At 50.4% G+C, this 26,976-nt stretch carries 24 protein-coding genes and 1 other annotated feature; of the genes, 5 read left to right on the top strand and 19 right to left on the bottom strand.

Annotated elements, in window-relative coordinates; all coding sequences use genetic code 11:
* Positions 1 to 64 precede the first annotated feature (64 nt).
* The 5 genes from hemW to gpr form a co-directional block, all read right to left on the bottom strand.
* Entirely contained in the window at positions 65 to 1,234 is a 1,170-nt protein-coding gene (gene hemW, locus AC50YG_RS14415; RefSeq protein ID WP_494827636.1) for a radical SAM family heme chaperone HemW, read from the bottom strand.
* A gap of 115 nt (positions 1,235 to 1,349) precedes the next feature.
* A complete protein-coding gene (gene lepA / locus AC50YG_RS14410; protein WP_494827634.1) occupies positions 1,350 to 3,167 on the bottom strand; it encodes a translation elongation factor 4 in 1,818 nt (605 codons plus the stop codon).
* Between the two features lie 104 nt (positions 3,168 to 3,271).
* The gene (locus AC50YG_RS14405; protein ID WP_494827633.1) at positions 3,272 to 3,727 is read right to left on the bottom strand and encodes a hypothetical protein; all 456 of its coding nucleotides are present in this window, start codon (positions 3,725 to 3,727) and stop codon (positions 3,272 to 3,274) included.
* 34 nt (positions 3,728 to 3,761) lie between these two features.
* Positions 3,762 to 4,988: a stage II sporulation protein P gene (spoIIP, locus tag AC50YG_RS14400; RefSeq protein ID WP_494827631.1), complete on the bottom strand. Its 1,227-nt coding sequence runs from the start codon at positions 4,986 to 4,988 to the stop codon at positions 3,762 to 3,764.
* A gap of 200 nt (positions 4,989 to 5,188) precedes the next feature.
* Positions 5,189 to 6,190, bottom strand: coding sequence for a GPR endopeptidase (gene gpr, locus AC50YG_RS14395; RefSeq protein ID WP_341278437.1), 1,002 nt, complete (start codon positions 6,188 to 6,190; stop codon positions 5,189 to 5,191).
* A gap of 181 nt (positions 6,191 to 6,371) precedes the next feature.
* Here gpr and rpsT point away from each other — a divergent pair, with 181 nt between their 5' ends.
* The gene (gene rpsT / locus AC50YG_RS14390) at positions 6,372 to 6,644 is read left to right on the top strand and encodes a 30S ribosomal protein S20 (RefSeq protein ID WP_341278438.1); all 273 of its coding nucleotides are present in this window, start codon (positions 6,372 to 6,374) and stop codon (positions 6,642 to 6,644) included.
* A gap of 84 nt (positions 6,645 to 6,728) precedes the next feature.
* Here the strand turns inward: rpsT and holA are convergent, their stop codons facing one another.
* The 7 genes from holA to AC50YG_RS14355 form a co-directional block, all read right to left on the bottom strand.
* Positions 6,729 to 7,766, bottom strand: a complete 1,038-nt coding sequence (gene holA / locus AC50YG_RS14385; RefSeq protein ID WP_494827629.1) for a DNA polymerase III subunit delta — start codon at positions 7,764 to 7,766, stop codon at positions 6,729 to 6,731.
* Positions 7,767 to 7,998: 232 nt separating this feature from the next.
* Positions 7,999 to 9,042, bottom strand: a complete 1,044-nt coding sequence (locus AC50YG_RS14380; protein WP_494827628.1) for an anti-sigma factor family protein — start codon at positions 9,040 to 9,042, stop codon at positions 7,999 to 8,001.
* Positions 9,039 to 9,587 carry an RNA polymerase sigma factor gene (locus AC50YG_RS14375; protein WP_056029404.1) on the bottom strand — a complete coding sequence of 183 codons (549 nt, stop codon included), beginning with the start codon at positions 9,585 to 9,587 and terminating at the stop codon, positions 9,039 to 9,041. The genes AC50YG_RS14380 and AC50YG_RS14375 overlap by 4 nt, the downstream gene beginning before the upstream one ends.
* A gap of 202 nt (positions 9,588 to 9,789) precedes the next feature.
* Positions 9,790 to 10,164, bottom strand: a complete 375-nt coding sequence (locus AC50YG_RS14370) for a hypothetical protein (protein ID WP_494827627.1) — start codon at positions 10,162 to 10,164, stop codon at positions 9,790 to 9,792.
* A 905-nt stretch (positions 10,165 to 11,069) separates the two neighbouring features.
* Positions 11,070 to 13,781: a ComEC/Rec2 family competence protein gene (locus AC50YG_RS14365; RefSeq protein WP_494827625.1), complete on the bottom strand. Its 2,712-nt coding sequence runs from the start codon at positions 13,779 to 13,781 to the stop codon at positions 11,070 to 11,072.
* Between the two features lie 510 nt (positions 13,782 to 14,291).
* A complete protein-coding gene (locus AC50YG_RS14360; protein WP_341278443.1) occupies positions 14,292 to 14,822 on the bottom strand; it encodes a deoxycytidylate deaminase in 531 nt (176 codons plus the stop codon).
* A gap of 118 nt (positions 14,823 to 14,940) precedes the next feature.
* Entirely contained in the window at positions 14,941 to 15,732 is a 792-nt protein-coding gene (locus AC50YG_RS14355) for a ComEA family DNA-binding protein (protein WP_494827624.1), read from the bottom strand.
* A gap of 231 nt (positions 15,733 to 15,963) precedes the next feature.
* Here AC50YG_RS14355 and comER point away from each other — a divergent pair, with 231 nt between their 5' ends.
* Complete coding sequence (comER, locus tag AC50YG_RS14350) at positions 15,964 to 16,803, top strand: late competence protein ComER (RefSeq protein WP_494827623.1); 840 nt, start codon at positions 15,964 to 15,966, stop codon at positions 16,801 to 16,803.
* Positions 16,804 to 16,849: 46 nt separating this feature from the next.
* Here the strand turns inward: comER and leuS are convergent, their stop codons facing one another.
* Positions 16,850 to 19,288, bottom strand: coding sequence for a leucine--tRNA ligase (leuS, locus tag AC50YG_RS14345; protein WP_494827620.1), 2,439 nt, complete (start codon positions 19,286 to 19,288; stop codon positions 16,850 to 16,852).
* A gap of 80 nt (positions 19,289 to 19,368) precedes the next feature.
* Positions 19,369 to 19,584: a binding site (T-box leader), on the bottom strand.
* A gap of 274 nt (positions 19,585 to 19,858) precedes the next feature.
* Between leuS and lplA the strand changes: the two genes are divergently transcribed.
* The gene (gene lplA / locus AC50YG_RS14340; RefSeq protein WP_494827784.1) at positions 19,859 to 20,854 is read left to right on the top strand and encodes a lipoate--protein ligase; all 996 of its coding nucleotides are present in this window, start codon (positions 19,859 to 19,861) and stop codon (positions 20,852 to 20,854) included.
* A gap of 49 nt (positions 20,855 to 20,903) precedes the next feature.
* Here the strand turns inward: lplA and AC50YG_RS14335 are convergent, their stop codons facing one another.
* From AC50YG_RS14335 to AC50YG_RS14320, 4 genes are all read right to left on the bottom strand, one after another.
* Complete coding sequence (locus AC50YG_RS14335) at positions 20,904 to 21,347, bottom strand: VanZ family protein (protein ID WP_494827619.1); 444 nt, start codon at positions 21,345 to 21,347, stop codon at positions 20,904 to 20,906.
* Between the two features lie 27 nt (positions 21,348 to 21,374).
* On the bottom strand, positions 21,375 to 22,631 hold the full coding sequence (locus AC50YG_RS14330; RefSeq protein WP_494827616.1) for a GNAT family N-acetyltransferase: 1,257 nt from the start codon (positions 22,629 to 22,631) through the stop codon (positions 21,375 to 21,377).
* A gap of 194 nt (positions 22,632 to 22,825) precedes the next feature.
* A complete protein-coding gene (locus AC50YG_RS14325) occupies positions 22,826 to 23,128 on the bottom strand; it encodes a hypothetical protein (RefSeq protein WP_341278449.1) in 303 nt (100 codons plus the stop codon).
* Between the two features lie 12 nt (positions 23,129 to 23,140).
* Complete coding sequence (locus AC50YG_RS14320; protein ID WP_494827614.1) at positions 23,141 to 23,341, bottom strand: YwbE family protein; 201 nt, start codon at positions 23,339 to 23,341, stop codon at positions 23,141 to 23,143.
* Between the two features lie 285 nt (positions 23,342 to 23,626).
* Between AC50YG_RS14320 and AC50YG_RS14315 the strand changes: the two genes are divergently transcribed.
* Together AC50YG_RS14315 and AC50YG_RS14310 are read left to right on the top strand one after the other, a co-directional pair.
* Entirely contained in the window at positions 23,627 to 25,411 is a 1,785-nt protein-coding gene (locus tag AC50YG_RS14315) for a DEAD/DEAH box helicase (RefSeq protein ID WP_494827612.1), read from the top strand.
* Positions 25,412 to 25,675: 264 nt separating this feature from the next.
* Positions 25,676 to 25,768, top strand: a complete 93-nt coding sequence (locus tag AC50YG_RS14310; RefSeq protein WP_081418580.1) for a sporulation protein YjcZ — start codon at positions 25,676 to 25,678, stop codon at positions 25,766 to 25,768.
* A 95-nt stretch (positions 25,769 to 25,863) separates the two neighbouring features.
* Here the strand turns inward: AC50YG_RS14310 and AC50YG_RS14305 are convergent, their stop codons facing one another.
* Positions 25,864 to 26,076 (bottom strand): hypothetical protein, encoded by a 213-nt coding sequence (locus AC50YG_RS14305; RefSeq protein WP_341278451.1) that lies wholly within the window; start codon positions 26,074 to 26,076, stop codon positions 25,864 to 25,866.
* Positions 26,077 to 26,177: 101 nt separating this feature from the next.
* Complete coding sequence (locus AC50YG_RS14300; RefSeq protein ID WP_494827610.1) at positions 26,178 to 26,933, bottom strand: pseudouridine synthase; 756 nt, start codon at positions 26,931 to 26,933, stop codon at positions 26,178 to 26,180.
* Between the last annotated feature and the right edge of the window lie 43 nt (positions 26,934 to 26,976).

Genomic DNA, 26,976 nt, shown 5'->3' with positions numbered 1-26,976 from the left:
CGCATGTTTTCTCAATAGGCATTTTAAAAAATCTTAATATGAATTTTCATATCGGCCAATCTAGCTAAACTTCCAAACCAATAAACGAGCCAAACACTTCATTGCCGAGCAATACGCCTTTATCCGTCAGCCGATAACCCGCACCACGCTCATCCTCCAGACGCTCCATCAAGCCGTCATTCAAATGCTTGTCAATAATCGGGCCAAAATAGCTTTCGAGCGTCTTCCCGTCAAACTGGCGGGTAAAATCAGCTGTACGAATGCCATCCAGCAGACGCAGGCCAACCATCATAAAGTCCTCCATCGCCTCAAGCTCGGAAATCGTCTCGCTATCAAGCCGCGGCAGACGAGACAGCGTAGCGTCAATATAAGGCTGTACCCCCTTGATATTAACATGTCGCTCGCGATTTGCGTACCCATGTGCACCTGCTCCGAGTCCATAATAAGGCTCATTGCGCCAGTACGTTGAATTATGCTTGCTCTCAAAGCCGGGACGGGCAAAATTACTTATTTCATAGTGCTGATAGCCGCCAGCCTTAAGCTGTTCAATCAGCAGCAAATACATATTTAAATCCTCATCCTCTGTAGGCAGCGGCAGCTCATTGCGCTCATACAGCTTGTGGAACAATGTGTTTTCCTCCACTTTAAGGCTGTACAGCGAATAATGCGGCAGCTCAAGCGCAAGCGCCTTCTGCACACTGTCCGCGAGCAGCTCAACCGTCTGCCCTGGCAGGCCAAACATTAGGTCGATCGACAAATTCGTAAACCCTGCGGCTCTAGCGTTCTCCAGGCTACGATACACATCCTCCACATTGTGAATGCGCCCAATACGCTCCAGCAGCGTATTATTAAACGATTGCACGCCAAAGCTGATCCGGTTGACCCCACCGGCATACATCGCCGCCAGCTTGTCAGCATCCGTCGTGCCCGGGTTTGCCTCCATCGAAAACTCGACATCTGGAGACAGCGGAAAATGCTTGCGAACAGCTGCGAGAAATCGCTCCATCTGCGGCGGTGTAAGCACCGTCGGCGTACCTCCGCCTACGAATACCGTATCGATTTGCTCTGGCGGCAGCACGCTGATTGTCCGCTCCATTTCGCGCTCCAGCGCATCCAAATAATCGTCCACCGGCTGTCCTTTCAGCACATAGGACGTAAAATCGCAGTAATGGCACTTATTCGTACAAAAAGGGATATGAATATAAAGCGCTCGCGGCGCGTAATGAATCGTCATGCTGTACACCTGCTTTCCTGTGGCAAGCTCTCTTCAAGCGCCAGTCCGTCATAGTCCGGCTGGCTTCTTGCCTCTCTCATGATAAAAAGGAGAGCCTCCGGCTCTCCTTCTCCCTCTAGCTTTCGTCGATCTTGAGCACAGCCATGAACGCTTCCTGCGGCACCTCAACGCTGCCGACCTGCTTCATGCGCTTCTTGCCTTCTTTTTGCTTCTCAAGCAGCTTGCGCTTCCGGCTAATGTCGCCGCCGTAACATTTGGCAAGTACGTTTTTACGCATCGCCTTAACGGTTTCACGGGCAATAACCTTGGTGCCAATCGATGCCTGTATCGGAACCTCGAACATTTGACGCGGGATAAGCTCCTTCATCTTCTGGCAAATAATCCGTCCACGGAAGAACGCCCGGTCGCGGTGAACGATGACGGACAGCGCATCGACCTGCTCGCTGTTCAACATAATATCCATCTTCACAAGATTGGACTTCCGATAGCCGGACACTTCATAGTCGAACGAAGCATAACCCTTCGTGCTTGATTTCAACTGGTCGAAGAAATCATATACAATTTCCGAAAGCGGAATTTCATACGTAATCGTGACGCGGTTCGTATCCAAATATTCCATATTAACGAATTCGCCCCGTTTGTTCTGGCACAGCTCCATAATCGCGCCGACATAATCATTCGGTACGATAATGCCCGCTTTAACATAAGGCTCCTCGATAAAATCAAGCTTGCCCTGCTCTGGCAGGTTGGACGGATTGTCGATGCTCATGACCGTTCCATCCGTCAGCGTCACCTGATAAATAACGCTTGGCGCCGTCGTAATAAGCGGAATGTTGAACTCGCGTTCAATACGCTCCTGAATAATTTCCATATGCAGGAGGCCCAGGAAGCCGCAGCGGAAGCCGAAGCCTAATGCTGTCGACGTTTCCGGCTCGTAGCGCAGCGAAGCATCATTCAGCTCCAGCTTCTCAAGCGCTTCGCGCAGATCGTTATAATCCTGTGTTTCGATCGGATAAAGTCCGCAAAATACCATCGGATTAATTCGGCGGTAGCCCGGAAGTGCTTCCGGTGCCGGACGCTTCGCATCGGTTACGGTATCGCCGACACGCGTGTCTTTTACATTTTTGATACCAGCAACGACAAAACCTACATCACCAACAGCCAGCTCGTCCACAATGCCCATACGCGGCATGAACGCTCCAACCTCAATAACTTCAAATTCAGCACCAGTCGCCATAAAACGGATTTTCTTGCCCGCTTTGATGCTGCCGTCAATAACGCGAACGTAAACGATAACGCCTTTGTATGCATCATAGTGAGAGTCGAAAATCAACGCCTTAAGCGGCTGATCAGGATCACCTGTAGGAGCCGGAACCTTTGCAACGACCTGCTCCAAAATTTCCTTAATGCCAATGCCTGCCTTCGCCGAAGCATGAACCGCCTCGCTTGCATCCAGTCCAATAACATCTTCAATCTCCTGCTTGACGCGATCTGGCTCTGCGCTCGGCAAGTCGATTTTATTGATGACCGGAAGAATTTCGAGGTTGTTGTCGAGTGCCAAATAAACATTGGCAAGCGTCTGCGCCTCAATTCCTTGTGCGGCGTCTACAACGAGCAGCGCGCCTTCGCAAGCAGCAAGGCTGCGGGAAACTTCATATGTAAAATCGACGTGTCCAGGCGTATCAATCAAATTGAGCAAATATTCCACACCGTCATCCGCCTTATAGGTCAGACGAACAGCCTGCAGCTTAATTGTAATTCCGCGCTCACGCTCCAAATCCATTTGGTCCAGCACCTGAGCTTGCATTTCTCGCGAAGAAAGCGCTCCTGTGTATTCCAAAATGCGATCCGCAAGCGTAGACTTCCCGTGGTCAATATGCGCGATAATCGAGAAGTTTCTAATTTTCTTTTGTCGGTCACGTACGTCAGCCATGCCTAACCCCCACACCATCCATTATTGCTAATCATTCTTTCCATTATATCAGCAATGGAGAGCGCCAGCAATGCGGTTGCCGAAATTCCGGCAGAGCGCCTTTGTTAATTCGTCACCTTTTCAAACAAATCTACAATAAACGCCATGCTTCCGGTCGAAAAAGATTGCAGCAAGCCTGCCGTGCCATCAGCCAGCTTATTGACCGACGGCTCCTGATTTTCATATGGCATGCCCGGCAGCCGGTCGCCATACAGCATATTTTGCTCAGCAAGCTTCCGCACCTCGGCCAGTTCCCTCTCAAGCTCGGATATTTTGCGCGAAGCGGCATCCGACATGCCGGCAATCGACTGTGTTTCAGGTACAGCTGTTCCGCTGACTCCCGTTTCCGCGCCTTGCCCAATGATTGCATCTGCCGGCATGACAGAGGATGCTCCGGTCTCCTCAATCGGCCCGTAAATCCGTTCAATGCCCGAGGAGGACATTTCTATGCCATACAAGATAACAAAAACGAGTACCCCGCCGATGATCGCCCATTTAAACGCATCACGCCGCTTTCTCATACCGACCCTATCCTTTCTACACTAGATTCGCCAATTAGCTTTGTGGAGCTGTAACCTTCTCATCCTGCCAATAAATATCCGCGATCACCTTAGCAAGCACATCTGCGGTGCGATACGACTCTACCAGCGTATTGTCTACACCTCCTACCTCGATCAGCACGCTGTCTGAGGCGAGCGATTGATTGTATTCCCCATTGCCTGTGGCAGCTGTTTTGCCCCATATTCCCCTTGAAATGCCCGGATACTGCTTCTCCAGCGCTTCGTGAATTTTAGTAGCAAATGCCTCGTTTTCCTTCCAGTTCGGATTTTTATGGCCGATGATAAAATAAACCTGTGCATAGCTTTTGCCCTTAATCTCGGTCGTCGTATATTTGCGCTTCTGCGAATCGCGATGCAGATCGAATAATAATTTCAAATCCTTGCTGCTCGCCAGCGCCTCTTTTACCGTCTTCATGGAATATTTATAGGACAGCTCCCATTTGTAATTTTTCATGGCGGTCGGATAATCCGTTTCTGAATGCAAGGCGCCTACCCCGCGCTGCTCCAGCTGCTCTGCGAGCCGCTTGCCGACCAGCGTAATATTCGTTGTGCTGGAATTCGGGTCCTTGGCGCCATCCTTCAATTCCGGGTACCACGATTCCCGATTATGGGAATGATAGATGAATGCGACCTTGGCTTCTCCCGTCGATGGCTTCGTATTTCCGCTGCCGCTTTGCCCTGGCTTGTCCGCTGGGTCAACAGCGCTTGGCGGCAGCGATGGCTGCGGCTCCACAATCGGCTGTTCGCCTGCTGTCCCTTCTTCGGCATGCGAAGGTATCGGCTCATTATCCTCAGGCCCAACGGCGGTATCGGTTCCGCTGCCTTTGCGAATGAGGAAGGAATCTCCGGCATTCATGCCGGGAATGCCGGCCGCTAGCAGGCTTTTGGGCTGGGTAGGATTAATATCCGTCATCAGCCTGACTAGAAAAGCGCTCACCTGCGGCACAGACAGATCGCCAGACTGGTTGCTCCCCTGATAGGCAGGCAGTTCCATTTCCAGCATATCCCCGAACAAACCGCTAGATACTGCCGCTGCAAAACCTTTCATCGAAGACACCGGCGCAGCCGACGCTTGACGATGGGCAACTGCCGCAATGCCTATAATGACGAAAAAAATCATCGAACATAAAGAAAGAACAGCGAATGTTCTTCCTGTGACCAGCAATTGCCGAATTTTCCGGCTTCCATACGCCAAATCGAGCAGCATGATTTTTCGTCTCATCGTTTCGCTTACCTCCCGGTTCTGTGCTAGAGCTGTCTTGCTGCTATTAATCTATGAACGAGTGGACATTAGTAGAACCGACTGCACCCTCATTTTTAATATATTGATCTGCTAGTTTTAGAGTGATAGCGGCATGCTTATATAAAAAAAGCCGCCATACCATGCCTCTGTGTTGAAAGGCATCATATGGCGGCTTACTTTTAATGGGTATAGGCAGCTACATTGTCGGTATCAACCGCATCATGCAGCGAAGCATTGAGCCCGCTCGCAATAATGTTGGCGATGTCCTCGATAAATTGGTCAATCTCCTTCGGCGTAACGAGCAAATCATGGCCGAGCGGGTGAAGCACCTCTTTGACGAGCTGCAGCCGCTCCTGCTCCTCCAACTGGTTCATGATGCCAAATACCTGATTGCTGTCGCCCTTGTTCGTTTCAATGTGCTGACGCATCAGCTCAAGCGTATTATTCACAATTGTAGATGCATACACGACTGTCGGGACCCCTATAGCAATTACTGGAATCCCTAAAATTTCCTTGGTCAGCCCTTTGCGCTTATTGCCGATGCCAGAGCCGGGATGAATGCCTGTATCGGCAATTTGAATCGTCGTGTTCACCCTCTCCACCGCTTTGGAAGCAAGAGCATCAATAGCAATGATGACATCGGGCTTCGTCCGCTCGGCAATGCCTTGAATAATGTCGCTGGACTCAATGCCGGTAATGCCTAATACACCAGGCGCAATAGCGCTGACCGCGCGATAGCCAGGCGCAACCTGATCGGGCATCAGCTCAAAAAAGTGGCGGGTCACCATTACGTTCTCCACGACAATTGGGCCCAGTGCATCCGGCGTCACATTCCAGTTGCCCAGTCCGACAATGAGCACCCGTGCTGTCTTGCCGACTCCGATGCGTTCAAGAAAAATCTCAAAATGCTTGGCGAACATCGTCGCAACCCGGTTCTGCAGCTCCGTATCCTGCGTACGCAGTCCTGGAACCTCCAGTGTGACGTAGTGGCCCTGCATTTTGCCAATTGCAGCGGCCCCTTGCTCATTTTGGACATGAAGGCTTGTAATGACGATGCCATCCTCATCTTGGCGCTCGGAATGGATGCCCGGAATGACGCCGCCCGACTGCTCGGCCATTTCTTTTGCTTCCAGCGCCAAATCCGTTCGAACGTTGTAAGCTTGCAAATCAAGTTGTCCCACCGCATACCCTTCTTCCTTGAAAAATAAATGCTTTCTGCCATTAGTGTTCGCAAGCATTTGGTTTTCATGCGTGCTATTGCTTTTTGGGTATACGCGTGATAATATATTTTAAGTTGTGTTATCCAGAATTATAGCGTATGCTAAAGATTGCCTGTGCATATTTCGTAGGAGGTGAAACTCGATGCCAAACATTAAATCCGCAATTAAACGCGTCAAAACGAGCGAAAAACGCCGCGCTTTGAACGCTTCCCAAAAATCCGCGCTTCGTACGGCTGTTAAATCTGCTGACCAAGCTATCGCCGGCACTGATGTAGCTGTTGCTAAAACAGCTCTAATCGCTGCGACGAAAAAATTGGACAAGGCGGTTACTAAAGGCCTGATTCATAAAAATGCGGCTGCCCGCAAAAAATCTCGTCTTGCTAAAAAGCTTAACGCTATTTCGGCGCAAGCTTAAACCGTCCTTGAACATACAAAAAAGCTGTCTTCCGGTTATCCGGTTGACAGCTTTTTTGTGTGTATATGATGTCGTCGCTGGCCTCTATGCCATCCGCTTTGGGGCGCCAAGCGATAATAAATAAAGCTCAAGGCCAAAGTTTTTATCCAATTGCCCCGTCTTCATCTTATAATCCAGATCAGCAATAGCGGATAGCAATGCCCCTAGCCGCGACGTTGAAAACTTCCGGCACTTCTCCGCAGCCAGCTTGACCGCATAAGGATGAAGTCCGAGCTGTCCGGCCATTTGCTGAGGCGAATAGCGATGCTGCTCCAGCTCTTTAATTTGCAGCATGATTCGCAGCTGCCGTGCAATCAGCGCCGCGATTTTTATCGGCTCCTCGCGTCTGATAAGCAATTGTCTATACAATCGCAGCGACCTGTCCACCTGCAATTCCGCAATTGCATCCACCAATGCGAATACATCCTCTTCCACAGTGGACACCGTAAGCAGCTCCACTTCCTCTCGTCCAATCTGACCGCCAACACCGGCGTGCAGACAGAGCTTGTCCACTTCTAGTGCCAGCTGCTGCATATGAGCTCCGACCCGTGACAGAAGCAGCTCAGCCCCCTCAGCATCCAGCGTGCGTTTCTGCTCAGCCGCCCGGCGGATGGCCCAGCCCTTCAATTCAGATGCATCCAGCTCTTGAAAAGCAATGAGCGCATTGCGATCCTTCAGCTGCTTGACTAGCTTGCGCCGTTCATCCAGCTTCTCCGCGTGAATCAGAAACAGAATGACCGTAGTTTCAGAAGGATTCTCTATATATTGCTGCAAGCGGTCGGTGCGATGGTCCAGCTTTCCCCCCTCTTTCCCGCCAGCCGCAAATACGACGGCATCCCTCACGATGACCAGCTTACGTTCAACAAAGAAGGGCAGCGTCTCCGCTTCCAGTACAGCCTCATCCAGCACACTTTCTGCTGTATCGAATTTGACGATGCCCAGCTCCCGCTCATCAGCGGTGAACATCGCGTCCGCAAGCGTATCGGCAAACTGCTGAATTCGGTAACGGTCTTTTCCGAAAACGACATATACAGAGCGAAATCGCTTGCCCTTAATTTCCTTCAATGCTTCTTTCCCATCCAAAGGTTATTCCTCCCTACCTTCTCCTGTGAACGGCAACAAAGGGATGAGCCCGATCGGCTTCATCCCTTTGTCCCTGAACATCTATATAAACATCAGCAGAAAGATCCATGGCTTCTCCTTCTGCTGATGGTCATACGACGATCAAGGCTAACACGTCGCATCTTCTCTCCACTCTTTACCATACGCAGTTAGAGCGGGAAGTGTGCATACACCTGTAGACCTTCAACTAAAATTAATGTGCTGCTTTGTCATCCTTGAGCGTATTCAGATCAACTGCATATTTTTCAATGCCGCCCGACTCCAGATGAATTTCATAATTCAATATCTTATTGTCCTCCGACCAGCTCAAATTGGCGATCTGGCCGTTTTTGCGCGCCGTTTCCAACAATAGCTTATGGTCGCTTGCCTCATAAATCTTAATGACATAGCCAACAACCTCAGCCGAATAAACGCCGTCACCAGAAACCAATGGAACGGTTGCAAGAGGAGCCTTCTCTGATTCGCCTGAAAGGCTTTCCAATGGTTTCCTATCCTCCTCTGCAGGAGCTTGAGAAGTACTGGTGTCTGTACCCGTGTCAGACTTTGCATCATTGAAATCTGGAGCAGTAAGGCCAGAAGCCGAACCAACATCAGAAGTTCCAAATTCACTGCTGTTATTGCCATTAGCACTTCCGCCATCTTGATTTGATCCGTCGCCGTCTTGTCCTGTTACATTCTTCTTAAGACTCATGCCCGTATCAAGCGATTCCGTGTTCACTTCGCCGGAGGCCTGTGGATCAGTAGCCACAAATTGCCTGACCGCCGACGTGTCGTAATTGGCTATAGGGCTGTCAGCAGCAGTAGCGCTTGCTTCCGTCCGGCCCAAGTCATTGTTTGATTGCGACCCATTAAACCAGCCTGCGTTATAGGAAACGATAAATGTGCCCGCTACAAGGCACGCCGCAACGACGCCTGTAAGTTGCCGAAGTTTCGACGAAGCTCCGCGCGCCGGTGTCTTCCTCCGTTTGGGCGTTGCCGTTTCTTGTGGCTCCACAACAGAGCCAGCCGCTTCGAATGAAAGCTGCTCCAATTGAGGCATAATAGCATCCACAAGGCTGTAGCTTGGCGTTACATGAGGCAGATTTTCCAATTCCGCAGACAAATTTTTCAGCCGCTCAAACATTGCTGCGCAGTCCGGACATTGCTTGAAATGGTTTGTCATGGTTGCTTTCTCGTATTCATCAAGGTCGCCGTCAAGCTCCCTTTGCATATATTCCATCACCTCTTGACAGTTCATCCCCGGACACCACCTTTCTGATAATCATGTAGTAACGTTTGAAGCTGCTGTCTGGCTCTGAATAAATAGGATTTAACTGTGTTTAGGGGCAAATCCAGAGACTCAGCTATTTCATTGTAGGAAAAATCCTGCAAGTATCGAAGCACGACAACAGCGCGGTGATGATCGGGTAGCTTATCAATAGCGTTACGGATGTCTTGAGCTGCGTAAGCGGACAAAACTTCATCCTCTACATTTTGCTTCTCGTGAAACACCATATCATGCTCATCAATGGACACTGTCGGCTTGTTTCTTCTAAACTTGTCAATACAGATATTCGTTACAATGCGTTGAATCCATGTTTTAAATTGGGCTTTTTCTTCGTATGAGCCGATTTTGGTATAAATGCGAATGAGTGCCTCCTGTGCCGCATCCATTGCATCCTGCTCGTTGTTTACTATATAGTAGGCTGTCCGATAAACATGTGTTTCAATCTCTCGCAATAGAGTAATCAATGCATCGCGATCTCCCGACTGAGCGGCTCTAATAAGGCCAGGCTCCACCACGAAGGATCCCCCTCTCTTGCAACCTCTCTGACGAGCAGGTTACGTAAAATGTTGCAAACCTTCGTACAAATTCATTTTTTATTTTAGCCACAAGGCCCATATTCCTATTTTAACAAGCGTACTCCACACTCAAGAATATCAAAAAAAGCAAGCACCGTATATAGCAAGTTCATGACTGCGTGGAGTTAGCCGATTTTTTCTTTTACACAGAGGACTTCTCCAAAAAAGCATATAAGTTAAGATTTATTTTGCCAAAGCGCACTTCACAGCATTCAGCCGGAAAGAAATCCTTTCCACCCACGCATGCCTTGAGCTTGTCCAAAATGTTATTGATGCTGTCCTTATCGAGCTTCAGAATTAGGCCCGATTGCGCGTAATGGAGACTTTCGTCTTCGCTAACCTGTACAAGCCTTAGCTCATTTACCTTTTTACTGTTAATTTGCGCAGCTTCACTTAGAGCAATTGTCGCTTCCTCCCCTGCAAGCATTAGGCAGAGGGCTTCACAAAGCTCTCTTGCACCATATATATCGAATCGGATATCAATGGCATATTTTCCGGCTCTGTTTATTTTTATCATCGAATTCACACTTCCTTGCCTTAATCTCCTGCCGCTGCTTATGCTCATTTTACAGGATCATTTCAAAGAAGCCTACTCCGGGGTTCACTCCACTCCGCTTTTCTTTGTTTATGCCTATAATATGATAGAAGCGTATAGCTTGATGCATGCGCTAAAAATGAGCAGAAAGCTGCTGAGACATACCGCTTTTTCAGGGTGCATATGACAAACTGAGCGGGCTCACTGCTCACTGCTCCTTGCTTAGCGTTTACTTGAAGCAAATGTCAGCTGTCGATTCAAAGCTGGGAACCACATGCTGCGATTGTTGCTGAGATCATTATAATTGAGATCACTATAGCTGAGATCAATGTGGTTAGATCACTGCGGTAGAGATCACTGTAGCCGAGATCAATGTGGTTGAAAATACTGTAACTTAGATCATTGTAGTTGAAAACACTGCGGTTGAGAATCTACGGCTCGGGGCGTGCGCTCCTTTTTTGGCGGACTGAGATTCCGCTATTTTGGGTTTTGATCCGATTTCAGACCTTAAGCGGACAGGAAATCCGTTAATACCCTCTTTATCGCGACAAAATGGCCATTTGCAGCACATTAGCGGCTCCTGAGTCCGCCGCTTGTGCTATACCCTTGATACTGTTGAATTAGCTGCATCTGTGTCCGCCTAGTCCAGCTTTGTACAGGGAGTAAGCCACTTGAACGCAGAACACCCAGCTGCCTTTCGGTACGTAAGTCCACATTTATAAGCGATGACATTACCATCAATAGTGGGAATACTTGTGACTTTAAATTTGATCTGAATCTGGATTTGGATCTGGATATAGCTCACTTATCATTACATACACACCTAAACTATAAGCACTTTTATTAAAAATTCTCCTTTTTATGATTATGTTTATTGTCTTTGAATATCAATTCCTCTTATCCATCGTTCTGACCAATAGCCTCTCCGATGCCGCCCGATATTCAATTTCACCGTCCTGATCTGTTCGGCGCACCTCGGCTCCGGCTGCCTTCAAGCGTCCCAATACATCGCCATGAGGATGGCCGTAGCTGTTTGTCGCACCTGCTGAAATCGCCGCACTCAGCGGCTGCCAGCGTTCCAGCCAATTGGCAGCAGTCGAATAACGGCTTCCATGATGCGCAACTTTAAGCACATCGACTTTAGCGCAGCAGGCCCAATAAAAGGCTGGATTTTCATCCATATCGGCTAGCAAACGCTCCTCCGTCTCAAACCCGATGTCTCCCGTCATTAGAAAAGTATAATTTTTCATCGTCAAATAAAGGACAACACTCGCTTCGTTCTGCTCCTCGATCTTCTTGATTTGCATGTTGGGAATGCTGCTTCGATCCGCGAGGACAACGGCAGAGGGCCATAGAACGGTCAGCTTTGTTTGCTTGCCCATTTCCCACTCCTGCCCCGCCTCCGCCCGGTACATTGGAATCTCATGCTGCACTGCATAGGCAAGCAATTCCTCTGCATCAGGAGAATGCTTCATACTGCCGTTCCATAACAGTCCTTTGACTGGGATCGAATCCATAACCGCTTTAAGCCCCATAATATGATCACTATCCAAATGAGAGACGATGAGCAGATCAAGCTGATGGACACCACGCTTCATTAGCAGCGGGGCGATGACCTTTTTGCCTACTTCAAAAGGATCCTTGCGCGCTCGCCACTCCTCGCCATCCTTACGGAAAGAAACCGTTCCCCCACCGTCGATCAAAAGATGCTTCCCTTCTGGTGTCCTGACATAAATAGAGTCTCCCTGTCCAATATCCAGCACATGAACGCGGCCGTCGCGATCAAATAGGTCAGGATAATAGGCGAAAAATAGCAGGGTTAGCAGCAGGAGGAAAGATGAAAACAGGCTGCTGGGATAAAGAAGCGCCATCGCAGAGGTTGTACTTGGAAAGCCTTTAAATCCTCGAGATGATTTGTGGGTAGCAATGATGCCGCCCGTTCTATGTATGGATGGAAGCTCGTGGAGCGGCTGCGTTTCCAGCTCACTATTTTCGCGACCAGCAGCATAGCCTTCATGCTCTATATCTAGCTCCTGCTCAGGAGAAGCTGAGGATTGACGCACTGGAAGTGCGCGGAATAACAGCGCTAAAGCACCATACCAAGCCGCGATCCACCATAGCGGTGGAGTCGCCCAAATCGTACGAAATAAATCTGCCTTGGCGAGCCAGTCCACAAGCCAAAATGTCCAGTCATTAGCGTAGACACTCGCCCATGCGAGCAGCTTGCCGCCTGATGGCCAAGCCATATGAATGAACAGCGCAGCTCCGCCTAACGGCATAATAATAAAGCTGATAAATGGCACAAGCAGTAAATTAGCCGGAAGCGACAGCAAATGAAATTGGTTGAAATAATAAATGGAAACTGGAAAAGTTACAGCTTGCGCTACGACGCTGACGGCGGTCAAATCGAGCAGCGCTTTTCCCCGCTTCCAGTCAGGCATAGCACGTCTTACAGGAGGGACACCAAGAATAAGACCGAGCGTCACGATAAACGAAAGCTGGAAACTGACATTTTCCAAATAAAAAGGATTGATTGCCAGCATGATGATGGCTGCGGCCGCCAATATATGCAGGCCATCCTTCAGCTTGTGCATGCGCGCAGCCAACAAACCGAGCATACCCATCACGCCGGCCCTAACAACCGAAGGCGAAGCGCCGCTGAGCAGCACATAGAAGGGCACGGCAAAAACGAGCGTCAGCAGCAAGCGCTCCCGCGTCATGCGGCAAAGCCGTAAAATCAGGCCCAGCGCGTAAAGGAACACCGCGACGTGCAGGCCTGATATGGCGAGTATATGCGTTAAGCCGAGACGAGCGAATTGCTGCATGAGGGAGGGATCAAGGTTATCCGTGATCCCGAGAACGAGGCCTTGCATGTAGCCGGCTTGCATGCCCGGGTACATGCCTGTTAGTCGTGCGCCAAGCCAAGCGCGCACGGTGTCGACGCGGCCGAGCAGCGCGGCCGCGGTCCAAGGCGGGCCGGGCGCGATGTCGATCGCGCCCGTGCCCGTAGCTTGAAGCAGCCAGTGGATATTCTGGCTGCTCAAGTAGCGGCGGTAGTCGAAGCCGCCGCGATTAGCCGGGCCAGCGGGCTGCGCCAGCTGGCCCTTAACGTCAACGACGTCGCCGCGCCGCCAAGCAGCGGCGACCTCCTGCTGCGGCTGCTCTTCGAGCCGCAGCTGCACAAGCATCCGCTCGCCGCCGAGCTGGCGCGGCGAGCCAAACCCCGCTACGCTGGCGGCATCGACCGCCAGCTCAAAGCTTGCCCGGTCGCCGTCGATCTCGACGACCGATACAATCGTCCCGGACGCTTCAACCGCTATCGCAGCGTCCGCCCCCTGCGCCTCTGCGGCGCGCAGCACGTCCAGCAGGCCAGTCACATTGCGGGCATCCGCCCACATCCGTTCCCCAGCTGCAAGGACGAAGCCGACTGCACATACGGCTGCCAGCTTTCGCGTCAGCCGCCCCGACAAAACCAGCGCCAGGGCGGCTACCGCCACGCCGCCCGCCGCCAGTGCAGCTCCTGCGCCGCTCAACTTCGCGCCGCTTGCGCAGCCTGCCACAAAACATACCGCGAACCAAAGCAGCGGTCTTCTATTCATTTTCAATCACCTCTTCATTTTGGCTTGAAATCGACTTCATTTTCATGTAAGCAAACTGAGACAGCCCCGCGTTAACGGCTGGCGCCATCCTCTGGCAGCTAAAGCTCGTTACGCGGTGGAATACAAATCATTAATAAGCTCAAACTTTTAAACACCTATATTTGCAAAAAAAGCACCTCTTATCACATGCAGATGCGCATGCGATAAGAGATGCTTCCTCTCAAAATAAACCATTATTTTATCTTCTTTGCTCTTGCTCTTGCAATATTCTATTTCTGTTACTGTTTAACTTTTAAAGGCTGTTCATTTTTTATCATTATTTTTGTTCTATCACTGTTTATGTTCTATCACTGTTTATGTTCCGTCACTGTTTATGTTCCGTCACTGTTTATGTTCTATCACCATTCATTTTTATCAACGCTGCATCTATGGCTGTTGCACTCTCTCTTCCTAGCCCAGTTCCTACCCACTATCACCCATAGCTCTAACCGTCTCTACCCACATACAAAATCAAGAAATAACCGACATTCCCGCCTGCGGCGGCGGTTCATAGCCTTCCAGTAAACGAAAAACAATGCCTAAGTGCCCCATCAGCGTCACAACCTTCTCGCTGTCTTTCGGGTAACCGCGGTGGTAAACAACCTCTTTAATCCCGCTGTTCGCGAGCATATTCGCGCAAGTCCAGCAAGGCTGGTCTGTTACATATACCGTTGAGCCTTCACGATCAGCTCGATCGGTAAACAGCAGCAAATTTTGCTCCGCGTGGATCGTGCGAATGCAGCGCTGCTTTTTAACCATTTGCTCCGCGCCATTTTCCTGCTTAATTTCCCATTCTTCCGCAATCATACAGCCCGCTTCCGAGCAATCCTGAACGCCCATTGGCGCTCCATTATATGCGGTGCCAAGCAGCTTTTTGCCCTGCACCAGTACAGCTCCCACATGCCGCCTCGGGCAGCGTGAGCGCGTCGATACCATATAAGCAATGTCCATAAAATACGTATCCCAGTCTTTACGTTCGGCATCTTGCCCTACTATTGCCATTGTTTCAGCTTCCTCCTTGATGCTCGTTCAAAATAATCGTCAGCCACAATTGCTATTAAAAATACACGATATATTGGTTTTTCATAAAATCCGGCTGCTGCCTGTTATTTTCTCATACTTAAGGATTGGCGACAATGCTGTCTTTCATGCCCTGAAGCAGCTTAGGGCCGATTCCCTTCACTCGCCGCAAGTCATCGACCGATGTGAACCGCCCATTTTTCTCTCGATTTTCAACAATCGCTTTAGCTTTGGCTGGTCCAATCCCTTTCAGGCCATCAAGCTCCTCAGCTGTCGCTCGGTTAATATCCAGCTTGCCCGAATCCGTCGACGACGTTGCTGCCCCTTCACCCGTCTCGCTTTGCCCCGCCCCAACAGCGCCGCTTCCGTTGCCTGCTACATTTCCATTCTCATTGCTATTCTGACTGCTAATTCCATTGCTAGTTCCAGCCCCAGCTTCTGCAGCTCCTCCAGCGTCGACACTTTCCCCATCTTGTATCATCTTCTCGGCACTTTCTACCCCAGATGAGCTCGTTCCCTCTGCTATTCCCCCAGCAGCAGACTTCCCACTTCCGTTTCCCCCATCTCCGCCGCCGCTTGAGGACTGTTTTCCACTACTGCCATTTGTCGCTGCATTCACCTGCTGTCCTTCTGCATCCGCCTGCTTCCCTAAGCCGCTACCCTCTCCAGCCTCGCGCTTCACCCCAGCAGAACCGGATTCACTGCCTTGCTTTGGCGGCAATGCCGCTTCCACAGCCTCATTTAGCGTCGTCCACCCACTTGGAGCCTGCTCCTTCGGCATAAATATAGCTGCTCCAAGCAGCCCACAGGCGAGCAGCAAACAAACCGCCATAATCGTCCGCTTAGCATCCGAACTTTTCCCATATTGCTTCTCCTTCGCTCGTTGCCTCATCCTTTACCCACACCTTTCGCTATGAATAACCGCTCCAAAAAAGATAAAAATCGTTGACATAACTGCCAAGTTGTCAGGAATACGGTAGAAGAACAGGTAAACTGCGAATAGGCTTACTTCGCCTTAAAGCCTGTTCCACTTCGGAAAATCATCACAGCTTACACAGCAATTCAATCAGGCCCCAACAAGGCCGCTTCCATTTCACAACCTCACAACGAAGGAGGTCACCCTATGAAAGTTGGATTTATTGGAACGGGAACGATGGGCAGTCTGCTCATTGAAGCATTAATCGCTTCGGGAGCGCTGGAATCCGATCAAATTTCCGTCAGCAACCGCACTTTCGCCAAAGCACAGGCACTCGCTGACCGCTATGCCGGACTTCAAGCAGAAACGAGCAATGCACGTGCCGCATTTGGCAAGGATATTGTGTTTCTTTGCATTAAGCCGCATGAATTTAAAAAGGTCATCGACGACATAGCGTCTGTCGTAAGGCCTGAGCAGCTGCTAGTTTCGATTACTAGCCCGGTTCTGCTCTCGCACCTTGAGGAAGTAGTGCCCTGCAAAGTGGCCAAAGTCATTCCGAGCATTACAAATCATGTATGGAGCGGCGCTTCCTTATGTATTTATGGCTCCCGCATCCACAGCGAAGACAAGGAACGGCTCGAATCGCTGCTCGCCTTTATCAGCGAGCCGCTGCAAATTGATGAATCCTATACGCGAGTCGTATCGGACCTGTCAAGCTGCGGTCCAGCGTTTATTTCCTGTCTGCTGGAGCAGTTCGTTGACGCAGCGGTTGAAGAGACGGGCATTGACCGCGAGGAAGCGCTCAAGGTGGCCAGCGCCATGCTGCTCGGAACAGGCTTGCTCCTGACTGAAGGAGGCCTTACGCCAGCTGATGTGCAGGCGCGGGTAGCCGTTCCCGGAGGCATTACCGCACAAGCTCTGAAATTGCTTCGCTGTGAGACCGATGATGTATTCAACCGGCTTATCCGGACGACTCATGCCAAATTCCATGACGATGTCGCCAAAGTTTCCATATCTTTCTACGGCGAAGAGGTGAACGGTCAATAGCTGTTCTTCAGCTAACTGACCGTTCACCTCTTCATGTGGCTACCGTTTAATTGGCAACGATATTGACGATTTTACCTTTTACAGCTACAACCTTGCGGATGGTTTTGCCTGCAATAAGCTCCTGCACCTTACCTAGTTCCTTCGCAAGACGTTCCATTTCGGCTTCATCGGTGTCTGCCGCTATCGACAGGCGCTCAATGATTTTTCCATTAACTTGAACGACGATTTCAACCTCTTGGTCAACCGTCCAAGCCTCTTCCCATACCGGCCAGGACTCATAAGTAATCGTCCCTGTTCCGCCCAGCTTCTCCCACAGCTCTTCCGCAATATGCGGCGCAAGCGGGGACAGCATTTTTACAAAATCAGCCATTGCTTCGCGTGGCAGCACTTCGGTTTTATAAGCTTCATTGACAAAAATCATCAACTGGCTGATTGCCGTGTTAAAACGCAGATGCTCAAAGTCATCGGTTACTTTTTTGATCGTACGGTGCCATGTGCGCTTGAATGCCTCGGTTGTTTCAGCGTCCGAAACTTTCGAACTCAAGCTGCCATCATCACCGACGAACAGGCGCCATACACGGCTTAGGAAACGGAAAGATCCTTCTACGCCGTTCGTGTTCCAAGGCTTCGTTGCTTCCAGCGGCCCCATGAACATTTCATACAAACGCAGCGTGTCTCCGCCGAATTCCGATACAATTTCATCGGGGTTAATGACGTTGCCGCGGGATTTGGACATTTTCTCATTGTTCGTGCCCAAAATCATCCCTTGGTTAACGAGCTTATGGAAAGGCTCCTTCGTCTCAACTACGCCCAGATCATACAACACTTTATGCCAGAAGCGCGCATACAGCAGGTGAAGCACAGCATGCTCCGCTCCGCCGATATACAGGTCAACCGGAAGCCATTCGCGCTGCTTCTCCGGCGAACAAATTTCCTTGTCGTTTTTCGGATCGATAAAGCGCAGGTAGTACCAGCAGCTGCCCGCCCATTGCGGCATCGTGTTCGTCTCGCGGCGTGCTTTCATACCCGTTTCCGGATCAATCGTATTGACCCATTCCGTTACATTCGCAAGCGGCGATTCCCCTGTACCCGAAGGCTTAATCGCATCTACATCCGGCAGCAGCAGCGGAAGCTGATCCTCTGGAACAGGCTTCATTGTGCCATCTTCCAGATGCAAAATTGGAATCGGCTCTCCCCAATAACGCTGGCGACTGAACAGCCAATCGCGCAGACGGTAGGTCACTTTGCCATGACCGCTGCCTTTTTCTTCGAGGAAGCTAATCATTTTTGCAATCGCCTCTTCATTGTTAAGCCCATTCAGCAAATCGGAATTTACATGTGCACCGTCGCCAGTGTAAGCCTCTTTGGAAATATCTCCGCCTTGCACGACTTCCACAATTGGCAGTCCGAACTGCGTTGCAAACTCCCAGTCGCGCGTATCATGGCCTGGAACAGCCATAATCGCACCTGTGCCATAGCCAGCCAATACATAATCGGCAATCCAGATTGGCGTTTTCTCGCCATTGACCGGATTAATCGCATAAGCACCCGTGAACACGCCGGATTTTTCCTTCGCCAAATCAGTACGCTCCAAATCGCTCTTGCGGGAAGCTGTCAGCTGATAAGCTTCAATAGCTGCCTTTTGATCCGCTGTCGTAATTTGGGCAACCAGCTCATGCTCAGGCGCCAGCACGCAATAAGTAGCACCGAACAAAGTATCCGGACGCGTCGTGAACACAACAAGGTTCGCATCATGGCCCTCAATAGCAAACGTCACTTCGGCGCCTGTAGACTTGCCGATCCAGTTGCGCTGCATATCCTTGATGCTTTCCGTCCAATCAAGCTCCTCCAGATCCTCCAGCAGGCGCTCCGCATATTCGGTAATTTTCAATACCCATTGGCGCATTGGCTTGCGTACAACTGGATGGTTGCCGCGTTCGCTTAGTCCATCGATTACTTCCTCATTGGCAAGCACGGTTCCCAGCGCTTCGCACCAGTTAACCGGAACTTCAGCTACATAAGCAAGGCCTTTGTTATACAGCTGGATGAAAATCCACTGCGTCCATTTATAATAATCCGGGTCAGTCGTACTGAACTCGCGATCCCAGTCGTAGGAAAAGCCGAGCGACTTGATTTGACGACGGAAATTGTCGATATTTTTAAATGTAATCTCACGCGGATGCTGCCCTGTATCCAGTGCATGCTGCTCTGCAGGAAGGCCAAATGCATCCCAGCCCATCGGGTGCAGGACGTTAAAGCCGCGCAGACGCTTGTAACGCGACACGATATCCGTTGCCGTATAACCTTCCGGATGACCGACGTGCAGGCCAGAACCGGATGGATAAGGGAACATATCGAGTGCATAAAATTTCGGTTTGCCCGCTTCTTCCTTCGTTGCGAACGTCTTGTTCTCATCCCAATATTTTTGCCATTTCGGCTCTACCAACAGTGGATTATAGCCTTGCGGTTGCTGATCTTGACTCATGAATGTTTCCTCCTTAAGCTTGGTAAAGCAAAATTTCAGCGGCTTCCAAACAAAAAAGCTCCCGCCCCTAGCGTATGATCGCTAGGGACGAGAGCTGTCTCCCGTGGTACCACCCTAGTTAGCCCCCGGACATGCTTTGCCGAGTGCTCACTTGTTGCCTTTAACGCAGGCCATACGGTACGCTTGCGCGCACAGCTCCAAGGTGAGATTCATATCGCTGCAGGTCCGGCTTGCACCATCCGCCGGCTCTCTAAGCCATGCCCCGCGATACTACTGCTCCTCATCAACGCCAAATGTGACATTTTAAGAATTAGTTCCGATTATAATGAAGCTTTCGCGCGATGTCAAGAGATAGCCCCTCCGCAACTTCCCTTTTTATTCCAACACACTCACTTCTTGCATGCCAAAATGAACGATGCGTGAACGACAGTCCTTTTTGGCGAGAAAAAGCATTTCTCCTTGCGGGTTGAAAATCCGCTCTCATTTATCCATGGCATTTGCCCCAAGGAGGGGTATAATAGGAGCAGCAAGCTTTTGCAACCTATTACTATTTTCGGAGGAATCGTTATGATGCGTTTTGTAAGCAACGAACATATAACAGACCCTGCGCTTAATTTGGCGCTGGAAGAATATATTTTACGGTCGCTGCCGCCGGAAGACGATTATTTGCTGTTTTATATTAATGAGCCTTCCATTATTATTGGCAAAAACCAAAATACAATGGAAGAAATCAACCCGCGCTATGTAGAGGAAAATAATATCCATGTCGTGCGCCGGCTGTCCGGCGGCGGGGCCGTTTATCATGACGAAGGTAATTTAAATTTCAGCTTCATCATGAGTGACGATGGCCAATCGTTCCATAATTTCAAAAAATTCACCGAGCCTGTCGTAAAGGCGCTAGCCACGCTTGGCGTTCAGGCAGAGCTTACGGGTCGCAACGATATTCAAGTAGGCGAACGAAAAATTTCCGGCAACGCGCAGTTTTCGGCACGGGGCAGAATGTTTAGCCACGGCACCTTGCTGTTTGATTCCGAAATTGAAAATGTCGTATCGGCTTTAAAAGCGAATCCCGAAAAATATGTGTCGAAAGCGACAAAATCGATTCGCAGCCGCGTGGCCAACATTTCCGAGTTTCTGGCAGCACCTATTACAATTGAAGACTTCCGCCAAAGCGTGCTCGCTTCCATTTTTGAAGGCAGCGAGGAAATTCCTTATTACGAGCTGACTGAGGAACAATGGGCAGATGTCCGCGAGCTCGCCCAGAAGAGATATCGCAACTGGGATTGGAATTATGGCCGGTCGCCAGCATTCAATATGCGCCAGACGAAGCGGATAGAAGGAGCTGGTACATTCGATGTGCGTCTCCAAGTTGAAGAAGGCCTGATTGTGGATGCCGCCGTATATGGCGATTTCTTCGGCCGTGGCGAGAGCAGCGAATTTGCAAAGCAGCTTATTGGCCAGCGTTACGAAGCTGCTGCGCTCGGCAAGCTGCTTGGCGAGATCGATCTAGGCTATTATTTCGGCAAAGTGACGCAGGACGACTTAATGGGCCTGATTTTCGAATAAAAGCAAAAGGCGCCCGGCTTTCTCTAATTAAGAGAGCCTAGGGCGCCTTTTATTGCTTCCTAAACCAGACAACAATGCCGTAACCAAGCACAACAGCGACGCTGTTCATGAGTATATCATCGATGTCAAAGCTGCCGCGCCTCGTGAGCATTTGCAGCACTTCCAGCAGCGTAATAAATAGCAGAAACGACAGCAGCGTCTTGCCCAGCCGCCAGCGAAAAACAATGGGAAGCGCGAGGCCAAAAGGTACGAACACGACAATGTTGCCGCCCATATTAATGATCCAATCGCCAAGGTTTATATGATAAAAGTTCGTTACATACAGCTTGATAGTCGAAAACGGAATGATATTATATCGAAGCTCCGCACTGCTGCCCGCCTGCCGGCCAAAGCCAAAAAACATCGCATAAATGAGCCACATCGTATACACAACGATAAGAGCGGCTGTCACTTTTTGTGCAAAGGAACCGGAATTCCCGCCTGCCTGCTTCAACGTAATCGCCCCTCCACTTCGCCCGGGTTAATGGGACGCCGCTAATTTTTTCACCCGATACCAGTAGTTGTATTGCAGCGTAAAACCCAGCTTGTCATACAAGCGATTAGCCGCCTCATTAGCATGCGTAACGAGCAGATAACTGTGCTCCGCCCCACTCTCCTTGCCCCACTGCAAAATATGCAGCAGAAGCTGCTCGCCAAATCCACGCCTGCGAAAATCTGGTGAGGTCACGACGGCATACAGACCGATATATCCTCGCTCCATAACGCCAATACCGCAAGCCGCCGGCGCTCCCTCTACATAAAGCACAGCAAAGGCCGTCTGGAACGGCGGTGATGCAAACATTTTTTTCAGCGTCTCCCGCTCATCAGCCGTATGCTTCGCCATCGACGTATAAGCTTCCAGCCAAGCTTCGCTTAAAAAAGAATCTATGCGAACGTCCAGCCCGCCAGCCGGTTTGCTCATTTGAGCAAGGGGCGCCGTTTTTACGTAAACTGGGTCTATTTTGTCGTAGCCTCGCAGCGCGAGCGTCTCATCCAGCTCTGGCGGCTGGGAGAATGGCGTTATTTTATAGGCCGTATCCAGTCCATGCGCCTTATAAAAAGCTTCGCCATAGGCGATTTTTCGCGAAAGCTCTTCCCCGCTGCAGGCTGCTGGCACAATGGAGTTTGACCGTTTTGTATAGCCGTTCGCCAGACGGAGCTGCCACCCCTCATACATGAGCACCTGCAGCGCAGGCCAAGCATTCATCGATAGCTCCTCCAGCTTGAGATGAAGCCGCTCCTCCAAGGATGAATCTAATGCTGCGCTGTCCAGAAGCTGCTTAATCTGTGCCATATGATGCCGGTCATGCGCGATAAAATCGGTCAAATACGCCTGCAGCCGGAAGGGATGCCCCTCGCTATCTATGTATTCAGCTGCATACTGCTGCTCCGGCAAAGCTTGAATGAGCCCCACAATCGCTTCACGATCCTGAATCGTCTGCCTGATCAGCTTCGCAATTGAAGTATAGCGACCATATAGGCGGGCATTTTCATTAAAAGCATTATGATCCAAATGCTTGAGCGTCAGCACCTGCTGCCGACCCAATCTCTCAATTGCTGTCGTGAGAAAATAACGATCCCAAAGCGCAATATGAGCGACAACTTCGCGAACAGACCATTTTCCCGGAGCCAAGCTTAGCTCCCATACTGCTTCCTCCTGCTGCTCCAACGTCTCCACCAATGTAATCCATTCCTGAAAATACTTGAGCAACTGCTGTTTTCCCTGCTCCTGCTCCATGTACCGCTCTCCCTCGCTTCGCTTTCTCTATATGTGAGCTTACTTTTATAATTCATTCCATTAAACTCGTAAAATTGAAATCTCATATTCGGCATGAGATATAATAGGTTTTGCCCTCTTATCGAAGCCAAACAGCCGCCCTGACGGCGGCACATGCCATTCCATTAACCATTTATCTATTAACAATATATCCATTAAAGCAATTTAAAGCGGGTTATTTGGTCCAGCTGCTGCTCCGCCATTAAAATCGGTCGCTGCTTCGGCCCAAACAGATCAAAATGCGGATAGCTGTCTCGGTAGTGAATATACCGGGGATCGAGCCCATAAGACATGCACCACTGCGCCAGCTTGTCTATATTGGAGCAGCCTACCTTCGTTACCGTCTTCATAGCAGGAAAGCGCGGGTCCAGCCAATAATGCGTCAAAAAAGCGATTTCGCCGCTCTGCACCCGTTCCTTCCAAACATTCATTTCGGTTCTGGATATGCCGAATGCCACTCGTCCATCTCCTTATTCCCCTGGTAAAATATGCTTAATACGGCCCACTTGCCCATCCGTCAGCCGAACTTTAATGCCGTGTGGATGCGTGCCGGAATTCGTCAGCAAATCCTTGACGATGCCTCTCGTCAGCTTGCCCGTACGCTGATCCTGCTTTAGCACAATATCGACCTGCTGGCCCGGCTTGACCGCCGCGCGATTCGTTCCGTTCATGCGTTACCCTTCCTTTTCAAAAAAACGTGGTGAACCAAAGTGTGCACTTGATTAAGACTTTTTCAAAATATAAGCAGTTATAAGTTTAATCCTTATAATAGGCTTATATTTCTCGGATTGAAACGCGCCAAGCCACCAAAGGGTGGCAATTACCGTTTCACCTTGAAATATTTTATACTTTTCTTTCAAAATAGCATAGCATATGTACAGGAAAGATGCACATGATGGGTACAACCTGTTATACTTAACACCAAACGATGTTTTATGAAATGAGGAAATTGTCTAATGTCAACTGATTTTACTGCAATGGGCGTCATGCCGGAGCTGGCCTCGCGTCTCCATGAGAACGGAATTACCGAGCCAACACCGGTTCAAAAAAAATCTATTCCCGTGCTGCTTGCGGGACAAGACGTCATTGCCCAAGCTCAAACCGGAACAGGCAAAACGCTTGCCTTTGCCTTGCCTATATTGCAGCGCATTCAAGTGCACAAGGAACAGGTGCAGGCGCTTATTTTGACTCCAACCCGCGAGCTCGCCATTCAAATTACGAGTGAGCTTACGAAGCTTGCTCCGACTGTTGGCGCTACGGTGCTAGCCGCTTACGGCGGACAAGATGTTGTCGCACAAATTCGCAAGCTGAACAACGCTCCCCATATCGTTGTAGCAACACCTGGTCGTTTGCTTGACCATATTCGCCGGGAGACGATCAACCTGGGCAAGCTGAAAATGCTCGTGCTGGATGAGGCTGACCAAATGCTGCATATGGGCTTCCTGCCGGACGTCGAGAACATTATCGCGCATATGCCTAGAGCCCGCCAGACGATGCTGTTTTCGGCTACGATGCCGGAAGCGATTAAGCGCCTTGCTGCGAACTATATGAATACGCCAGTCGATATCCGTATTCAAAGCACGCATGTGACGCTCGACAACATTAAGCAATTCGTCATCGAAACAACGGACCGCGGACGTGAACGTGCCGTTATGCAGCTCATTGAGCAGCATAACCCTTATTTGGCCGTTATTTTCTGCCGGACGAAGGTGCGGGCCAAAAAACTGAATGCTGCTTTGCAGGATAAAGGCATTCCTTCGGACGAGCTGCATGGCGATTTGACGCAAGCGAAGCGCGAGCAGGTCATGAAGCGATTCCGCGATGCCAAGCTGCAAATTCTCGTCGCAACGGATGTCGCTGCGCGCGGACTTGATGTAGAAGGCGTTACTCATGTGTACAACTATGATGTGCCGCAGGATTCGGAAATTTATATTCACCGTATCGGCCGTACAGGCCGTGCAGGTCAGCGCGGTACAGCAGTAACTCTCTCTTCACCGCATGATCGCGGCGCAGTTGCTCATATCGAGCGCAGCATTGATGCTTCCCTGCAGCGCTTTACGATTGATGAAGAAGGCCAATTAACAGCTGACAACACGAAGCGCTCAGCAGCTCCAGCCAAGGCATATGGCAGAGATTCCTCCTCATCAGAGCGTGGCGGAAGAACACGCGGTGGACGCGATTCGGGACGTTCCGGTCAGCAAGGACGCCGAGGCGGCGAATCCTCTGGTAGTCGCGGACGTCAGCAAGCTGGCGGCAGAGGCCGTGGGCAGCAGGCTGAACGGTCAGCAGCTCCAAGCAAATCGGGCGGCGGCAGCCCCTGGGAAGCAGCAAGCGGCGGCAATACTGGAAGCAAGCGTGGCGGCAATGGAGAGCGTAGCTTCAGTGGTGGCGAGCGCAGCGAACGTTCCTCTGGTCCTCGCAGCTTCGGCGGTGGCGAGCGCAGCGAACGGCCTTCCGGTCCTCGCAGCTTCGGTGGTGGCGAGCGCAGCGAACGGCCTTCCGGTCCTCGCAGCTTCGGTGGTGGCGAGCGCAGCGAACGGCCTTCCGGTCCTCGCAGCTTCGGTGGCGGCGAGCGCAGCGAACGTTCCTCCTCAGGTGCACCGCGCAGCTCTGGAACACGCAGTTCCGGTGGACGCAGCTCCGGTTCTGGCAGCGGTGGTCGCAATTCCGGCGGTTCCAGCCGTGGATCCAGCCCTTCCCGTGGCGGCGGAGCTGGAAGCAGTCGCGGTCGCAAAAGATAAATTAACATTTCAAGCAGCTTTCCGTCGATACCTATCGACGAAGGCTGCTTTTTTCATCCCTCCCGGGCATTCGCCATAGTAACATCCATCATAAGCTGCTGAAATTAGCGGCCTTACAAGAGCCCAATTATAAATGACCCATGACAGGAGTCCATTCCAAACAGGGCGAAATACATACAATACTGTATACCGAGCGGCAGGGAAACGAACATTTCAATAAAGCAGCACCCTAAGCCGGAAATTAACTGTACAGGAGGAATTAGCATGTCTGGTGTACATGGAGGCTTCACATCGACGGGTGCCATCCTGGTCCTGTTTATTCTTCTGGTCATCATAACTAAAGGATTTTTGTACTAATCCTAACCTCACACTGCATGCAAAAAACCGCCGGGATTCGCGCTCCTGGCGGTTTTTCTGTGCTTTATTGCTCCTGATGTACAAGGGAGTAAGACTCATTTTTTATTTTCACCCTTACGCCTGATCAGCTGCAAGCTCCGTTTAATGCTCTCGGTTCCCGCAAAGCTCAGCGTTCCTGCCAAAATGGCGTTGTGCAGCAGCTTAAGCCCCACATTGTACGTCAGCGTGCCGATTACAATTTCAATTATAATGAAACGCCTGATATCTGCTGATGTAATGACGTATACTTTAAAGGTTTGGACGCGCAAGCAGCAATCACCTCAGGATTGGTATTTATTAACCTACCCTATGATGCTGACAGATTGTCTCATTCCTTTTGCTTCGAATGCTGCTGCTTTCTATCCCGTCATTATTGCAAATCTGTCCGTCGATAAGTACGAAGCAGCTCCAGCTCGCCTTCAGTCAGCTCACGATAGCTACCCTCTTCAAGCTCAGGATCCAGCGCCAGAGGACCCATGGCCACCCGCTTTAAATGGACAACCTGTTTGCCTACTGCCTCAAACATCCGCTTGACCTGGTGGAATTTCCCTTCCATAATCGTTAACGTAATCATCGACATAACGCCTTCATTCGTCTGTTCTTGGCTCCGTACATTTAGACGGGCAGGCATCGTCACATACCCATCATCCAGCTCAACGCCCGCAGTAAACTGATCTTGATCTGCACGTCCTACATTCCCTCGCACTACAGCCTCATACGTTTTGGGCACATGCTTGCGCGGCGACAGCAGCTCGTGGGCCAGTTGCCCATCATTGGTCAGCAGCAGCAGACCAACCGTATCCTTGTCCAGACGCCCTACCGGAAACGGCTGGATCGCTTGATCCTCATTTTCGAGCAAATCGACGACTGTCTCATCTTTACGATCCTCCGTCGCCGATACAACGCCTGCTGGCTTGTTCATCATAAAATAAGCGAATTCCCGGTAATTGACCTGCCGTCCTTCGAACCTGACCTCATGCAGTTCAGGATTAATAATCATGCCGCTATCTTTCACAACAGCTCCGTTAACTGTAACGAGCCCCTGCTTGACGAATTTTTTAATTTCACTTCTCGTGCCGTTGCCCGTATGGGACAACAGCTTGTCCAGCCTTATTTTTGCTGCCAAAACGATCTCTCCTCCAAATAACTGCTTCCCTATTTATGCAACA

This window comes from Paenibacillus sp. J31R34 (genome assembly GCF_059383715.1).
The sequence above is the reverse complement of the archived record's forward strand: the minus strand, read 5'-3'. Positions and strand labels throughout refer to the sequence as shown.

Excerpts from the sequence above, each read along its gene's own strand:
- hemW (WP_494827636.1), bottom strand. The coding sequence starts at position 1,234 with ATGACGATTCATTACGCGCCGCGAGCGCTTTATATTCATATCCCTTTT.
- lepA (WP_494827634.1), bottom strand. The coding sequence starts at position 3,167 with ATGGCTGACGTACGTGACCGACAAAAGAAAATTAGAAACTTCTCGATT.
- AC50YG_RS14405 (WP_494827633.1), bottom strand. The coding sequence starts at position 3,727 with ATGAGAAAGCGGCGTGATGCGTTTAAATGGGCGATCATCGGCGGGGTA.
- spoIIP (WP_494827631.1), bottom strand. The coding sequence starts at position 4,988 with ATGAGACGAAAAATCATGCTGCTCGATTTGGCGTATGGAAGCCGGAAA.
- rpsT (WP_341278438.1), top strand. The coding sequence starts at position 6,372 with ATGCCAAACATTAAATCCGCAATTAAACGCGTCAAAACGAGCGAAAAA.
- AC50YG_RS14380 (WP_494827628.1), bottom strand. The coding sequence starts at position 9,042 with ATGAACTGTCAAGAGGTGATGGAATATATGCAAAGGGAGCTTGACGGC.
- AC50YG_RS14370 (WP_494827627.1), bottom strand. The coding sequence starts at position 10,164 with ATGATAAAAATAAACAGAGCCGGAAAATATGCCATTGATATCCGATTC.
- AC50YG_RS14365 (WP_494827625.1), bottom strand. The coding sequence starts at position 13,781 with ATGAATAGAAGACCGCTGCTTTGGTTCGCGGTATGTTTTGTGGCAGGC.
- AC50YG_RS14360 (WP_341278443.1), bottom strand. The coding sequence starts at position 14,822 with ATGGCAATAGTAGGGCAAGATGCCGAACGTAAAGACTGGGATACGTAT.
- AC50YG_RS14355 (WP_494827624.1), bottom strand. The coding sequence starts at position 15,732 with ATGAGGCAACGAGCGAAGGAGAAGCAATATGGGAAAAGTTCGGATGCT.
- comER (WP_494827623.1), top strand. The coding sequence starts at position 15,964 with ATGAAAGTTGGATTTATTGGAACGGGAACGATGGGCAGTCTGCTCATT.
- leuS (WP_494827620.1), bottom strand. The coding sequence starts at position 19,288 with ATGAGTCAAGATCAGCAACCGCAAGGCTATAATCCACTGTTGGTAGAG.
- lplA (WP_494827784.1), top strand. The coding sequence starts at position 19,859 with ATGCGTTTTGTAAGCAACGAACATATAACAGACCCTGCGCTTAATTTG.
- AC50YG_RS14330 (WP_494827616.1), bottom strand. The coding sequence starts at position 22,631 with ATGGAGCAGGAGCAGGGAAAACAGCAGTTGCTCAAGTATTTTCAGGAA.
- AC50YG_RS14320 (WP_494827614.1), bottom strand. The coding sequence starts at position 23,341 with ATGAACGGAACGAATCGCGCGGCGGTCAAGCCGGGCCAGCAGGTCGAT.
- AC50YG_RS14315 (WP_494827612.1), top strand. The coding sequence starts at position 23,627 with ATGTCAACTGATTTTACTGCAATGGGCGTCATGCCGGAGCTGGCCTCG.
- AC50YG_RS14310 (WP_081418580.1), top strand. The coding sequence starts at position 25,676 with ATGTCTGGTGTACATGGAGGCTTCACATCGACGGGTGCCATCCTGGTC.